This window comes from Mycobacterium sp. DHQP2018-32-09, assembly GCF_058148405.1.
Window position 1 is genome coordinate 1 of the sequence record NZ_JBYVYK010000083.1, and the last position, 12,899, is coordinate 12,899.

General features: G+C 69.4%; 16 protein-coding genes. 7 read left to right on the forward strand and 9 right to left on the reverse strand.

What is annotated here, in order from left to right; genetic code table 11:
- Window positions 1-554 (reverse strand): acyl-CoA dehydrogenase middle domain-containing protein (locus tag AC30CM_RS25940; RefSeq protein ID WP_490119786.1); only part of this gene is annotated, 554 nt, incomplete at its 3' end.
- On the reverse strand, window positions 551-1,264 hold the full coding sequence (locus AC30CM_RS25945; RefSeq protein ID WP_490119787.1) for a glycosyltransferase family 2 protein: 714 nt from the start codon (window positions 1,262-1,264) through the stop codon (window positions 551-553). The genes AC30CM_RS25940 and AC30CM_RS25945, both read right to left, overlap by 4 nt.
- 146 nt (window positions 1,265-1,410) lie before the next feature.
- Between AC30CM_RS25945 and AC30CM_RS25950 the strand changes: the two genes are divergently transcribed.
- Window positions 1,411-1,575: a hypothetical protein gene (locus AC30CM_RS25950; RefSeq protein ID WP_490119788.1), complete on the forward strand. Its 165-nt coding sequence runs from the start codon at window positions 1,411-1,413 to the stop codon at window positions 1,573-1,575.
- A 25-nt stretch (window positions 1,576-1,600) separates the two neighbouring features.
- On the opposite strand, the gene AC30CM_RS25955 is transcribed toward AC30CM_RS25950, so the two are convergent.
- The 4 genes from AC30CM_RS25955 to AC30CM_RS25970 are packed head-to-tail and all read right to left on the reverse strand — an operon-like array spanning window position 1,601 to window position 4,022.
- Window positions 1,601-2,143 carry a type 1 glutamine amidotransferase domain-containing protein gene (locus tag AC30CM_RS25955; RefSeq protein ID WP_490119789.1) on the reverse strand — a complete coding sequence of 181 codons (543 nt, stop codon included), beginning with the start codon at window positions 2,141-2,143 and terminating at the stop codon, window positions 1,601-1,603.
- Between the two features lie 59 nt (window positions 2,144-2,202).
- Window positions 2,203-3,222: a DNA topoisomerase IB gene (locus AC30CM_RS25960; protein WP_490119790.1), complete on the reverse strand. Its 1,020-nt coding sequence runs from the start codon at window positions 3,220-3,222 to the stop codon at window positions 2,203-2,205.
- Window positions 3,223-3,224: 2 nt separating this feature from the next.
- Complete coding sequence (locus AC30CM_RS25965; RefSeq protein WP_490119791.1) at window positions 3,225-3,446, reverse strand: hypervirulence associated TUDOR domain-containing protein; 222 nt, start codon at window positions 3,444-3,446, stop codon at window positions 3,225-3,227.
- A gap of 36 nt (window positions 3,447-3,482) precedes the next feature.
- Window positions 3,483-4,022 carry a cysteine hydrolase family protein gene (locus AC30CM_RS25970; protein ID WP_490119792.1) on the reverse strand — a complete coding sequence of 180 codons (540 nt, stop codon included), beginning with the start codon at window positions 4,020-4,022 and terminating at the stop codon, window positions 3,483-3,485.
- A gap of 124 nt (window positions 4,023-4,146) precedes the next feature.
- On the opposite strand from AC30CM_RS25970, the gene AC30CM_RS25975 reads away from it, so the two are divergent.
- Window positions 4,147-5,514, forward strand: coding sequence for a WS/DGAT/MGAT family O-acyltransferase (locus AC30CM_RS25975; RefSeq protein WP_490119793.1), 1,368 nt, complete (start codon window positions 4,147-4,149; stop codon window positions 5,512-5,514).
- 82 nt (window positions 5,515-5,596) lie between these two features.
- Window positions 5,597-5,839 (forward strand): hypothetical protein, encoded by a 243-nt coding sequence (locus tag AC30CM_RS25980; RefSeq protein ID WP_490119794.1) that lies wholly within the window; start codon window positions 5,597-5,599, stop codon window positions 5,837-5,839.
- A 55-nt stretch (window positions 5,840-5,894) separates the two neighbouring features.
- Here the strand turns inward: AC30CM_RS25980 and AC30CM_RS25985 are convergent, their stop codons facing one another.
- Window positions 5,895-7,160: a KasA/KasB family beta-ketoacyl-ACP synthase gene (locus AC30CM_RS25985; RefSeq protein WP_490119795.1), complete on the reverse strand. Its 1,266-nt coding sequence runs from the start codon at window positions 7,158-7,160 to the stop codon at window positions 5,895-5,897.
- Between the two features lie 210 nt (window positions 7,161-7,370).
- Between AC30CM_RS25985 and AC30CM_RS25990 the strand changes: the two genes are divergently transcribed.
- The 3 genes from AC30CM_RS25990 (at window position 7,371) to AC30CM_RS26000 (ending at window position 9,096) form a co-directional block, all read left to right on the forward strand.
- On the forward strand, window positions 7,371-7,520 hold the full coding sequence (locus AC30CM_RS25990; RefSeq protein WP_490119796.1) for a hypothetical protein: 150 nt from the start codon (window positions 7,371-7,373) through the stop codon (window positions 7,518-7,520).
- Between the two features lie 259 nt (window positions 7,521-7,779).
- Entirely contained in the window at window positions 7,780-8,355 is a 576-nt protein-coding gene (locus AC30CM_RS25995; RefSeq protein WP_490119797.1) for a MarR family winged helix-turn-helix transcriptional regulator, read from the forward strand.
- 111 nt (window positions 8,356-8,466) lie between these two features.
- Complete coding sequence (locus AC30CM_RS26000) at window positions 8,467-9,096, forward strand: VTT domain-containing protein (protein ID WP_490119801.1); 630 nt, start codon at window positions 8,467-8,469, stop codon at window positions 9,094-9,096.
- Between the two features lie 285 nt (window positions 9,097-9,381).
- On the opposite strand, the gene AC30CM_RS26005 is transcribed toward AC30CM_RS26000, so the two are convergent.
- A complete protein-coding gene (locus tag AC30CM_RS26005) occupies window positions 9,382-9,819 on the reverse strand; it encodes a hypothetical protein (protein WP_490119798.1) in 438 nt (145 codons plus the stop codon).
- 66 nt (window positions 9,820-9,885) lie between these two features.
- The gene (locus AC30CM_RS26010) at window positions 9,886-11,421 is read right to left on the reverse strand and encodes an aminotransferase class I/II-fold pyridoxal phosphate-dependent enzyme (RefSeq protein WP_490119799.1); all 1,536 of its coding nucleotides are present in this window, start codon (window positions 11,419-11,421) and stop codon (window positions 9,886-9,888) included.
- A gap of 110 nt (window positions 11,422-11,531) precedes the next feature.
- Here AC30CM_RS26010 and AC30CM_RS26015 point away from each other — a divergent pair.
- On the forward strand, window positions 11,532-12,899 hold a 1,368-nt coding region (locus tag AC30CM_RS26015), incomplete at its 3' end, for a cytochrome P450 (RefSeq protein WP_490119800.1).

The following is a 12,899-nucleotide window of genomic DNA, read 5'->3' on the forward strand; positions in this document are numbered from 1 at the left end:
CAGCACGCGGCCACGCCGGCGGCGCCGTGCCAGAAGCCGGGCCGCTCGAGGTAACCGCCGGGCGGGCCCACCGCGACGGCGGGCACCGCCGTCAGTTCGACGGCGCGCGTGTCGCTGTCCGCCATGCCGGCGTTGCGCCACGACGACGGCCGTGGGCGGACGCCCGTGGCGGCGAGATCCACCGCGTACAGGCCGCGCTCACCGTCCGGCCGCCTTGCCGTGAGCAACGCGTGCGTGCAGGTCGTGGCACCGGAGCACCACGCCTTGACGCCGTCCAACACGGTGGCGGCGCCGTCGTCGCGAGCCGTCACCACCGCATCGGGCGCCTCCGCCGCCCAGACTCCCCACAGTTGCCCGGCAGCCGGCGGCGTTCCGTCGAGGTCGGCGAGGATGGCGACGGCGTCGACGTGGGCTTCGGCCAGCCGACCCGCCGTCACGTCACGTTCGGCCAGCGCGGCCAGCTGCTGCCAGCGGCGTGCGGTCTGTCCGCGTCCCGGCAGCGGCAGATCGAGACGGCCGTCGGCGAGCCACCGGCGGACGAGGTCTGCGCTCATGCGGGTTCCCGCGGCTTGCGACGACCCACCGCCCTCAGGTGTGCCGCGAATCCCTGCGGGGCGCGCCCGGTGCGGCGGGCCGACGTGGCCACCGACAGGTCGGCGTCCCGCGTGATGGCGAGGCCGCCGCGCTCGAACCGTCGCACCAGATCGACGTCCTCTCCGGTGGTGAGGTCGCTGAATCCTCCCACATTCCAGTAGCATTCGGCCGCCATGCCCATGTTCGCGCCGTGCACGTGCCGGTGGCCGCCGGGCACCATCTTGGTTCGGTAGGCCTCGACGTAGCGGCGCACGACGTCCCGCGGCAGGTGTCGCCGGTCAGCCAGTCGCACCACGCCCAACACCATGTCGGCCCCGGTCTGGAGTTGGCGTACCAGCCAGTCGTCGTCGACGCGGCTGTCGGCATCGGTGGTGGCGAACCAGACGTCGTCGTCGACGAGACCGTCGGCGCGGTAGCGCTGTCGCGCGTACCGAAAGCCCGCGGCGCGTGCTCCACCGACGCCGTGCTCGTCGACCTCCAGACAGTCGACGTGCGGCCAGGATTCGTCGACCACCCGCCGGGAGTCATCGCTGCAGGCGTCGAGCACGACGACGATGCGGACGGGGCACGGGGCGAGGTCGGCGGCCGCGCTCAGCGCGGTCAGGCACGCGGGTAGCGCCGCGGCCTCGTCGTGGGCGGGGACGACGACCGCGGCCAAGCGTCGATTCATCGGGAGACGGGGACCCGGGCCGGTACGGGCGGCGCCGGCGGTTGCTCGTTCACGGCATCGCATCTACCCGGTGAAGACCGGTCCAAACGGGGTTGTCCGCGGGCGGGACGGGTATGGCGCACGCGGGGCAGATGGAAGGGACGGACATGACGGAACCGAACGTCGAACGCGGCGAGACCGACGTCGAGCAGGACGACAAGGTGGCATCCTCGCGCGCCAACGAGGGCGATGACGGGGAGTACGTGGGCCGCACGACCGCCGACGACGACTTCGACGCGGGCCAGACCGGCGCGGAGGCCCGCAGCGACTGACCGGCAGGCGCGCGGCCGTCGCCGCTCACCCGGCCAGGGCGTCGACGACCGCTGCGCAGAAGGCCGGCAGGTCGTCGGGTGAGCGGCTGGAGATCAGGTTGCCGTCGACGGCCACCTCCTGGTCGACCACGGTCGCGCCGGCGTTGCGCAGGTCGGTACGCAGGCTCGGGTACGACGTCAACGTACGACCCTTGGCCACGCCGGCTTCCACCAGGGTCCACGGAGCGTGGCAGATCACGGCCACGGGTTTTCCCGAGTCGACGAAGTCGCGGACGAATGCCACGGCGTCGTCGTCCAGGCGCAGCTTGTCGGCGTTGACGGTGCCGCCGGGAATCACCAGCCCGTCGAAGTCCTCGACGTTCGCGTCGACGACGCGCTTGTCGACGGGGAATTCGCCGGCCGGTTCCAGGTCGTGGTTGCGGGCATCGATGGACCCGGTCTTGATCGACAGCAGCACGGTCTCGCCGCCCGCGTCGTCGAGCGCGGTGCGGGGTTGCTCGAGTTCCGCACGCTCGACGCCGTCGGTGGCCAGGATGGCGATTCGCTTGCCCGTCAGGGTGGTGCTCATGACTTCCTCTCCTCGAACGTCCTCGCAGCGCCTTCCCGGGATCGGATGGGTTGAAACCGTCAGCCGCTGCGCGCCATCCTGGTGATGAGCGACCGCGTGGCCTTCTCGACGATGGCCTGCGCCTGGGCGGCGTCCTCGACGCCGGCCGCCCGCTTGGCGGCGGCGGCAATGGTGTGCCCCGCTTCGTATCCGGCCACCACCCGCGGGTCGACGTAGGAGGCCCTGGCGACGGCGGGCGTGTTGCCCAGGCCTTCCGAGACCTCCTTCATCACGGCGGATTCGACGCGCTTGACGACCTTCTTGGAGACGGGCGGATCCGCGCCCACGAAGGCCTCGGCGGCCAGGACGGTGCCGTGCCACGTGCGCAGGTCCTTGACGGTGTAGTCGTCACCCACCATCTCCTTGAACCGCGCATTCAGGTCGTCGGCGTGCAGGTCGGCCCACCCGTTGACGGTGCGGCACACCAGGAATCGGCCCGCGCGGTTCTCCCTGCGCAGGAGTGACCGCGAGGCCCGCACGATCTCGGCGTCCTTGATCTCGAGCGTGCGTCGCACGCCACTCTTGGCCGGATAGTCGAAGGCCACCGCATCCTTGCGCACGGTGACGTGCTCGCACAGCAGTGAGGCGATGCCGTAGGACTCGTTCTCCTCGGCGTAGGTGTCGTTGCCCGCCCGGAAGTAGCCGCGGTCAAGCAGGTGCAGCGCCAGCGCGAGTACGCGGTCGCGCTTCAGACCCTTGCCCTGCAAGTCCTCCGCGACGTGGGCCCGCCACTGCGGCAGGTGCTTGGCCAGCTGCAGGACGCGATCGAACTTCTCCTCCGCCCGGTCCTGCTGCCACTTCTGGTGATAGAGGTACTGTTTGCGGCCGGCCGCGTCGGTGCCCACGGCCTGGATGTGACCGTTGGGGTGCGGGCTGATCCACACCTTCTTCCACGCCGGGGGAATGACCAGTTCGTCGATGCGCGTCAACGCCCGTGTGTCGGTGAGCCGTTCACCGTCGGAGTCGAGGTAGGAGAATCCCTTGCCGCGGCGGACCCGGGTGAAGCCGGGCCCGTTCACGGTGCTGCGCTTGAGCCGCACGGCTAGCCCTTGGAGTTGCTCTTGCGCAGCGCCTCCGGCTTGTGCACGGCGTCGTTGCCACTCTTCTCGCTGCGCACGCGGTACTGCGGGTCGTCCTCGCTGGCGCGCACCTGACGGCCCGCAGCCTTGGTGTCCTCGGTGATCTTCTCCACCACCTCGCCGCGGGCGGTACCGCCGTGGCTATCCCATTCGACGCGATCCCCGGACGTGAATTCCTTCGACATGCGCAGTGGGTTACCCACTGTCGGGGTCGCTCAACGTCATCCGAGGCAATCAGCGCATTCCCGGATCTGAGCGCCCATGTTGCGCTCCATCATCTCCAGGGCGGCGTCGCCCAGGTGGTCGATGATCGCGGCGACCCCGTCTCGCGGCACCACGACGTCGAGGTGGCGGATGTAGCCATCCAGGGCCGTGTAGAGGATGCACTGCTCGGTCACCTGGCCCGTCAGCACCACCCGCTTGGTCTGCAGCCGACCCAGCAGGTAGTCCAGAGCCGTGGCATAGAACGCGCTGTGCCGCACCTTGGTCAGGAAGGAGCTGTCGTCGTTCGGCGCCAGCGGCTCCACCAGCTCCGGACGGCACCCGTCGAGCGCCGCACGCACCAGGTCACCGCGATCGGCGGTGAAGTCCCCGTGGTTGTCGTTGACGTAGATCAGGTCGACGTCGTCTCGGGACTTGGCACGCGCGATCAGGGCGGCGAGCGGGTCCACGACGGCTCGGGCGTGGTCGGCGAGTTCGTCGGCGTCTTGGTGGTCGTAGGTGTTGAGGACGTCGATGACGAGGAGGGCGGTGTCACTCATTCCCGGGCACTACCCGCGTTGAGGTCGGGCAATCGTCCTGCGATCCGCGGTTCGGCTGACGTGGTGATGACCAGCTTGCCTCAGCTGGCCACGGCAACGGGGCGGGGTGGGTACTGTCACGTCGATGAAGCTGATCTCGCCGACCGATTCGCTGTTCCTCGTGGGCGAATCGCGCGAGCACCCGATGCACGTGGCCGGCTTGCAACTGTTCGAGCCGCCCGCCGGCGCCGGCCCGGACTACGTGCGCGATCTGCACCGAATGATGGTGGCCGACGACGACTTTCAGCCGACGTTCCGCAAGCATCCCGGCAGGCTGTTCGGCGGCATCACCAACCTCGGCTGGGCGTTGGACCGCGAGATCGACATCGACTACCACCTCCGTCGCTCGGCGCTGCCCCGCCCGGGGCGCGTCCGCGACCTGCTGGAGCTGACGTCGCGCATGCACGGCACGTTGCTGGATCGGCACCGCCCGCTGTGGGAGGCGCATCTCATCGAGGGACTCGACGACGGCCGGTTCGCCGTCTACGTCAAGTTCCATCACGCACTCATCGACGGGGTGTCGGCGCAACGACTGCTGATCCGTTCCCTGACAACCGATCCCGAGGATCGGAATCCGCGCATGCCGTGGTCGATCGGGCGCAGTCGCAACGGTTCCGCGGTGGCCCGGCAGTCGTCGTCGATGCTCAAGACCATCGGTGGGGCGGCGGGATCGGTGGCGTCGCTGGCGCCGTCGAGCGTGTCCCTCGTCCGGGCCGCGCTGCTCGAGCAGCAGCTGACGTTGCCGTTCCGCGCGCCGAAGACGATGTTCAACGTGCCCATCGGCGGCGCCCGCCGCGTGGCGGCCCAGTCGTGGCCCATGGCCCGGATCCGCGCGGTGAAGGACGCGGCCGGGGTCACGGTCAACGACGTCGTCCTCGCGATGTGCGCGGGCGCGCTGCGCGCCTACCTCGAGGAGCAACACGCGCTGCCGGACTCGTCTCTGGTCGCGATGGTGCCGGTGAGCTTGCGCGGTGACGACGAGCAGGACGCCGGCGGCAACATGGTGGGCACCATCCTGTGCAACCTGGCGACCGCCGTCGACGATCCGGCGCGCCGCCTGGAGGCCATCAGTACGTCGATGCGCGAGAACAAGCAGGTCTTCGCCGAGTTGCCGCGCACGCAGGCGCTGGCACTGTCGGCGTTCCTGATGTCGGGTATCGCGATGAGCCTGCTGCCGGGTTTCGTCACCACGGCGCCGCCACCGTTCAACATCGTCATCTCGAACGTGCCGGGGGCGCGCGAGCGGATGTTCTGGAACGGCGCGCGACTCGACGGCAATTACCCGCTGTCGATCGCGCTCGACGGTCAGGCCCTCAACATCACGCTCACCAACAACGCCGAGAACCTCGACTTCGGCCTGGTCGGGTGCCGGCGCAGCGTGCCGCATCTGCAGCGTTTGCTCGGACATCTCGAGGACTCGCTGACCGCGCTGGAGGACGCCGCTGGTGTGTGACCGTCGGGTCACCTGGAACACTTGATCTTCATGGGTGACCCGACGAGTGGCGAACGGCCGATGACGCAGCGATGAGCCAGCGATGAGTCATGGCCTCTACGACCGCTGTGAATGCGGGCATTACCATCCCGAGCACTCGCTGTACGGCACGTGCCGGGGCTGCCTGGACTGCGTCGCCGACTTCGGGGTGACCGACGAGGACGTCGACCATCCGTACCGGCCGTGTTCGTGCCGCAGGTTCGTCCTGGCCACCGAAGGCGGAGACGACGGGGACGACGGGGACGGCCGGGACGACGGGGGAATCACGTCGACGCCGGCGAGGTGAGCGTCAGGCCCCGGCGAACGGGGTGAGCGTCAGGCCCCGGCGAACGGCGTGAGCGTCAGGCCTTGGCGAACGCCAGCGCCACGTTGTGGCCGCCGAAGCCGAAGGTGGTGCTGACGGCCGTGCGGTAGTCGCCGCGGCGGGCCTCGCCCGCGACGACGTCGAGATCCATCCGGTCGTCGAGATGCTCCAGGTTCAGCGTGGGCGGCACGACACCGTCGCGGAGCGCCAGGACCGTCAGCGCGGCCTCGACGGCACCCGCGGCGCCGAGCGAGTGACCGATGGCCGCCTTCGGCGCGTAGACGGCGGGGTGGTGATCGCCGAACACCCGGCGCAGGGCGTTGGCTTCGACGAGGTCGCCCTCGACCGTCCCGGCCGCCGACGCGTTGACGTGGTCCACGTCGGTGGGTGCGAGACCCGCCTGGTCGAGCGCGCGAGACACCGCGTACGCCTCCTGTCGGCCCTGGGGGTCGGAGCGGAACACGTCGTACCCGTCGGAGGACACCGCACCACTGAGCATCCGGGCGAGGATCGTGGCCCCGCGCGCCTTCGCGTGACGTTCGGTTTCGAGGACCAGCAGTGCACCCGCCTCGCCGAAGACCATGCCCGTGCGGTCGCGGTCGAAGGGGCGGGCGGCGACCGTCGGGTCGCCGTCGCCTGCGGCGACCGTCGAGCCACCGTCGCCTGCGGCGACCACGCCCTCGATCTGGCCGTAGGCGGCGATCGGGACGCCTTCCAGACGGGTCTCGATGCCACCGCAGATGATCACGTCGGCGTCACCGAAGACGATGTTGCGCCAGGCGTGCGCGACGGCGGTGGCGCCGGATGCGTCACCGGTCAGCGGGGCGGTGACGCCGGCACGCGCGGCTCGCTCCAAGCCCACGACGGCCGCGGGACCGTTCGGCATGTACATCTGCACGGTGAGCGGCGATACGGCCTTCAGGCCGCGTTCCTTCATCGCGTGGTAGGCGAGGATGATGTCCTCGGTACTGCCCAGGCCCGTGCCGATGGTGACGCCGAGGCGGTCGGTGTCGACCTCGGGCGCCCCACACGCCTCCCAGGCGCGCCGACTCAGGACCAGTGACATCTTCTGCAGGTAGGACAGCCGCCGCAGTTCGACGCGGCTCAGTTCACCGTCGAAGTCCTCGAGCAGCTGGCCGCCGACGCGCGAGGGCAGGTCGAGGTCGTCGAGGTTGGGTGCGGACAGCTTCCGGATCCCGCTCTGGCCCCCGATCAGCCGCGTCCACGTGTCCTCGGCCCCCGTGGCCAACGACGTGGTGAGCGCAACCCCGGTGACGACGACGTCAGGCAGGGCGCCCGCCATGTAACCCACCTCTTCTCGACTCCGCCGCGAGGTCGCCGACGCCGGCCCCGCGGTTGCCGGCTTCCCCACCGGCCACGCAAAAGTCTAATTGCGCCCTCGCGACCCGACGTCGCCGCCGTCGCGTCCGGGCCGCCCTGGTGGGCGTGCGCGGGTTTGGTGCCCGATGACCGGGCTACCCGAATGGCGACCCCACGAGTTCAGGAGCGACCATTGCCTCGCGGCCACGGAATCTACGACAACGTCGACGAACCGGACGAGCACACCCGACGCAGCTCCCCGGGCGCCGGTGGCGGTGCGGACCCCGACGCCCCGACGCCCGACGTGATCGAGGCGGACGACCAGGACGAACCGACGGGATGACGAGCAGCTCCGGTCCGGATCGACTGCCCCACTGCACCTTTCGGCGAACGTCGACCGGGTGCAGCCGGCGCCGGAAGATGACGTCTTCGCAACGGGCAACCCAAAGCGCTGCGCTGATCGCGAGATTGCCGTTAGGTTTCACCTGGGCGTGATCGTGGTTACTCGGAGGGGCAGACCATGACATGGGTGACCACCTCGAGCAGCGGTGGTGGTGCCAACCCGAACGTGCACTAACGTCAGCAGGCCAATTGGGGAATTGGTGGCGCGAACAACGAATTTCGACGTTGTTCGCCCTGTCGGGCGAAGGAGGGAGCACATCGTGGCGGACGAGGCCTTGCGCGACGTCGATCGCAGCGCACTGCGCAAGATCGTGTTCACCACGCGGGCGCTGCTGTCCGAGTCGGAGCGGGTAGCGCAGGGATTTGCCAGTTCGCACGGCCTGTCGATCAACGACTTTCGGGCGCTGTTGCACATCGTGGTCGCCGAGAACGACGGCGCACCGCTGATGGCCAGCGACGTCCGCAAACGACTGAACGTGTCCGCGGGTGCGGTCACCTACATCATCGACCGCCTCGCGGAGGCTGGTCACGTTAGCCGACAGACCGATTCCTCGGATCGGCGCAAGGTGATCCTGCGCTACACCGATCAGGGATACCGCCTGGCCAAGTCGTACTTCACGCCGATGGCCGGACACTTCCGCGACGCACTCACCTCGTTCGAGGACACCGACTTGGAGACGGCCGACCGGGTGCTGGGGGCGCTGCTCGACGTCATGCGGAATACGCCGTCCTCGCAAGAGCATTCGGTACGTAAAACGAACGGTGCGAGCCACTGAACGAATGCGGCTGCGCGGTGACGCTGCGTTTCCCATGAATTCTCTCAGCGAGAGGTCGCTACCCTCGGCGCCGTGACTTCGACGCTGGCTCTCACGGGCATTCTCGACCCGATGTACTGGTTGGGCGATGGCGGCCTGTTCGCCTCGGCGGTGCTGCCAGGGATCCTGGTCATCGTCTTCATCGAGACCGGCCTGCTGTTCCCGTTCCTGCCGGGCGACTCGCTACTGTTCACCGGCGGCCTGCTGGCGGCGGCACCCAATGCTCCGATGAACGTCTGGGCGCTGGTGATCGGCGTCGCCGTGGTCGCCGTCCTCGGCGATCAGGTCGGCTACGTCATCGGCAAGCGATTCGGCCGGTCGCTGTTCCGGCGGGAGGACTCCCGCTTCTTCAAGCAACGGTATCTGGAGCAATCGCAGGAGTTCTTCGACCGGCACGGCCCCAAGACGATCATCCTGGCGCGTTTCGTGCCGATCGTGCGGACGTTCGCGCCCGTGGTCGCCGGCGTCTCGGCGATGCGCTACCCCGTCTTCCTGGCGTACAACGTGGTCGGCGGCGTGCTGTGGTCGGTCACGATGTGCCTCCTCGGCTACTTCCTCGGCAACGTCGGCTTCGTCAAGGACAACCTGGAGTACATGATCTTGCTGATCGTGTTCCTGTCGATCGTGCCGGGTGTGGTGTCGGTCGCGCGCGGCTGGGCCGAACGACGCCGCGTGACCGCTCAGGGTGCGTCTGAAGCCTGAGTCCTGCCCACGAGGCCGACTCCGAGGCCGTGTAGTACTCGCGACGGAGGGTGGCGGCGTGAGCGCCGCCAGGGCACGAGCGCGCCGGCGGCACGGTGGCGATCGAGCGGCGGATCCGCATCGAGCCGGACACCCGGGACGAATCGAGCCACGACGGAAGGGAACTCGCCGTCGGGCGACGCATCGAGTCCGCAGCGCCGCGGATCGGCGGCACGAATTCGACGACCCGCCCGAGTCCGGTCCGAGGTGTCACCGCACGTTGGGCGAGTCGGTCCGGCTCCTCCATCACCGACCGCCGGCCGACGACCTCTGCCGGTGGTGGACCATCTCGAGGTACGCCGCCACGATGCCCGACGCCCGGAACGAGACGTCGAGGTCGATCCCCGGCGTGATGCCACCGGGCACCAAGTCGAGGACGGATGCGCGGTGACGCTCGGGAACGGCGGTGTGGCGGGTCGTCAGCAGGTCGTCGCGGGCCTCCTCGGAGAGGCCGTGCCACCAGTCGTCGAGACGTAGCCGTTCGTCTTCGAGCAGGTTGGCTTCGGCAGACCGCAAGTGCCACCGCGGGCGTTGCGGCGTTTCGTCCAGGTGGGCCGGATGGACGTGGCCGACGATCCGCTCGGCGATATCGACCGGCAGGTACCCGTGGGGGTTCGCCAAGAGGGAGGCTTGCTGCGCACGGTCGAGTTGGTAGAGCCACGCCAACGGCGGTGTTCTCGTCATCACACGACGCTACGCGAGCGTACGCGCCACCAACGAAGCCATCGCCGACGCCAACCCGCCGCCGTTCTAGCGCTCGTCCCCCAGCGCCATCGGCTCGTCGATCATCACCGTGACGGTCTCGAAACTCGGATCGCTGGCGCCGTGCAACCGCGCGCCCGCCGCCACGATGGCACGCAGGTGGCCCACGACTTCTGCCGAAATACGCTCCCCCGGAAGCAAAGTCGGCACCCCCGGTGGGTAGGCGGCAATGGACTCACAGGACACGCGGCCCACCGCCTGATCCACCGGCACCCGCTCACCGGCGTCGAGGAACGCCTGCCGCGGCGGCACCGCCATGGTGGGCGTCTCGGCGGCGGCGGCCTCGGAGATGGGCCGCAGCGGCTCGGGTCGCCGCAACCGTGCGACGGCCTCCTCGACGTCACCGGCCACCCGCATCAGCGCGGCCTCGGACTCACCGAGACCGATGAGCAGCACGATGGTCGAGTGTTGCGGCAACTCCACGTGCACGTCGTAGGCGCGCCGTAGTTCGTCGGCGATCTCGTACCCGGTGCAGCCCGTGCCGCGTACGTCGAGCACGATGCGGAACGGGTCGTAGCCCGCGATGCCCATGCGGCCGACGTACCGTTCGTCCACCAACTGGACGCCGTCGACGGTGCGCAGCTTGGCGTGAGCGGCGCCGATGGCGCGCAGTGTCTCGTGCAGCAACTGCTCGCCGTGCATGGCGAGCTGGCGGCGCGCGCTGTCGAGTGACGCGATGAGCAACGACGACGGGCTGGTGCTGCGCAACAGCCGTAACACGCGCGCGACCGCGTCGGCGTCGATGCGGCCGGTGTCGGCGACGTGCAGCATCGCGCTCTGCGTCAACGAGCCCGCGATCTTGTGTGTGCTGGTGAGCATGGCGTCGGCGCCCAGCGCCAGCGCGGTGGCAGGCAGGTCGGGGTGGAATCCGAAGTGTGGCCCCCACGCCTGGTCGACGACCAGCGCCACGTCCCGGGTGTGCGCCACCTCGGCCAGTTCGGCGACGTCGGCCGTCATGCCGTAGTAGGTGGGCGACACGACGAAGGCCACGCCCACCTCGGGATGCGCGTCGAGCGTCTGAGCCAAGGCGGCAGCGGTGACGCAGTGCATGATGCCGAGGTCGGGGTCGTACTCCGGCGACACGAAGCTCGCGGTGCCGCCGCTGAGCACCAGCCCGTCGACTATCGAGGCGTGCGAGTTGCGCTGCGCCACGATGCGAGTCCCGGTGCCCGCCAACGCCAGACACAGCGCGTGGTTGCCCTGCGTGGCACCGTTGGTGAGGAAGAAGGACCGCTGCGCGCCGTAGGCGCTCGCGGCCAGTTGCTCGGCGCGTTCGTAGGGCGTCGGCGACGGCCCGAGGTCGATGCCGTGAATGTCCTGGGGGACGTCGGCGGCCAGCGCGTCGACGCCGATCGCCTTGCGCAGCGCCGGGTCGGCGCCGGGGCCGCCCTTGTGCCCGGGCACGTGGAAGCGTGCCGGCCCGCGAAACGCGTAACCGACGACGGCGTCGAGATAGGGCGCACTGCGCTGCCCGCCGAGCAGTTCGTCCGATTCCAGGCGCGCGGCCCACGGTGACCCGGTCATGGGCTGCACCTTAGCGGCGACGGGCGCGTTCGCCCATGGCGCTCGCGCGTAATCGAAAAATGTCGCGAACGTCAAGATCGACGTCCCGAACCCGGCTTATGCTCCCGCCCATGACCGAGTTCGCACCGTCACCACCGCCGGTCTTGGACGGCGTTCCCGTGGTCACCGGCCCGCTGCCGTCGACCGACGAATTGGCGGGTCGGCCCTACGCGCTTCCCGTCGACGTCCTCGCCGAACGTCTCGGACCGCTGTTCTACGGCGACTGGAGCGGCACTCGCAAGCTCTATGCCTGCTCGTGGGGTTTGGTCGAGGAACTGTGTGACGAGGCCCGGTTCGCCAAGAACCCCACCAAGGCGTTGGCCAGCGTCCGCCCGCTCGCAGGCGATGGGCTGTTCACGGCCTACCACGGGGAACCGAACTGGCAGAAGGCGCACGACGTGCTGCTGCCCGGCTTCGGCTACGCCGGACTGCGCAGTTACCACGACGCCATGCTGGCGATCAACGGCGAACTGCTGTCCCGCTGGGACGCCGCCGTCGGCGAGCGGTTGGTGCACGTCTCCGACGATCTGCAGAAGCTGGCGATGGACACCGTCGCCCTTGCCGGCTTCGGGGAGCGCTTCGACTCGTTCACCCACGAGGGCCTGGCCCCCATTCCCCGGACCTTCACCGCGGCGATGAGCAAGCTCGGCATCGACGGCACCGCGGCGGGCTTCGACGACGACCTCGAGACCCTGCACTGCCATTTCGACGAACTCATCCAACGGCACCGCAGCGGCCTCGTCGACACCGCGGATCTGCTGTCACTCATGCTCGCCCACGATGCGGCCGGTGCACCCGTGCTCGACGAGGCCAATGTGCGCAACCAGATCATGACCTTCCTGATCGCGGGGCAGTTGACCACGTCGGAACTCATGCCGAATGCGCTCTACAACCTGCTCCACCACCCGGCGGTGCTGTCTCGCGTGCGGGCGGAGGTCGACCACGTCTTCGGGCCGCAGGACGACTACGTGCCGACCTACGACGACATCGGCAAGCTGGGATACCTGCGTCAGGTGCTCAGCGAGACCCTGCGGTTGTCGCCGCCGGTATTGAACTTCGACCGCATGGCGCTGTCCGACACGGTGATCGGCGGCGAGTACGTGATCAAGCGAGGCGAGGCGGTGACGGTCCTGGTGGGGGCGCTGCATCGCCAACCGGAATGGGGCGACGACGTCGAGATGTTCGACCCGGACCGATTCGGCGACGCCGCCTCGGCGAGCCGACCGGCTGCGGCGTTCAAGCCGTTCGGCACCGGAGCGCGGTCCTGCATCGGCAGGCAGTTCGCCCTCCACGAGGCGGCCATGGCGCTCGCCCGCATCGTGCATCGCTATCGGCTCGTCGACTCCGAGCACTACGCGCTGCGCTGGGACGGCCCGATGAGTCGGCGCCCGGCGGGCTTTCGGCTCACACTCCTGCGCCGCACCGCGGCCGACCGCCGG

Bases quoted from the DNA above. Each gene is read 5' to 3' on its own strand.
- AC30CM_RS25945 (WP_490119787.1), bottom strand. From the start codon at position 1,264: ATGAATCGACGCTTGGCCGCGGTCGTCGTCCCCGCCCACGACGAGGCC.
- AC30CM_RS25950 (WP_490119788.1), top strand. From the start codon at position 1,411: ATGACGGAACCGAACGTCGAACGCGGCGAGACCGACGTCGAGCAGGAC.
- AC30CM_RS25955 (WP_490119789.1), bottom strand. From the start codon at position 2,143: ATGAGCACCACCCTGACGGGCAAGCGAATCGCCATCCTGGCCACCGAC.
- AC30CM_RS25965 (WP_490119791.1), bottom strand. From the start codon at position 3,446: ATGTCGAAGGAATTCACGTCCGGGGATCGCGTCGAATGGGATAGCCAC.
- AC30CM_RS25970 (WP_490119792.1), bottom strand. From the start codon at position 4,022: ATGAGTGACACCGCCCTCCTCGTCATCGACGTCCTCAACACCTACGAC.
- AC30CM_RS25975 (WP_490119793.1), top strand. From the start codon at position 4,147: ATGAAGCTGATCTCGCCGACCGATTCGCTGTTCCTCGTGGGCGAATCG.
- AC30CM_RS25980 (WP_490119794.1), top strand. From the start codon at position 5,597: ATGAGTCATGGCCTCTACGACCGCTGTGAATGCGGGCATTACCATCCC.
- AC30CM_RS25985 (WP_490119795.1), bottom strand. From the start codon at position 7,160: ATGGCGGGCGCCCTGCCTGACGTCGTCGTCACCGGGGTTGCGCTCACC.
- AC30CM_RS26000 (WP_490119801.1), top strand. From the start codon at position 8,467: ATGTACTGGTTGGGCGATGGCGGCCTGTTCGCCTCGGCGGTGCTGCCA.
- AC30CM_RS26005 (WP_490119798.1), bottom strand. From the start codon at position 9,819: ATGACGAGAACACCGCCGTTGGCGTGGCTCTACCAACTCGACCGTGCG.
- AC30CM_RS26010 (WP_490119799.1), bottom strand. From the start codon at position 11,421: ATGACCGGGTCACCGTGGGCCGCGCGCCTGGAATCGGACGAACTGCTC.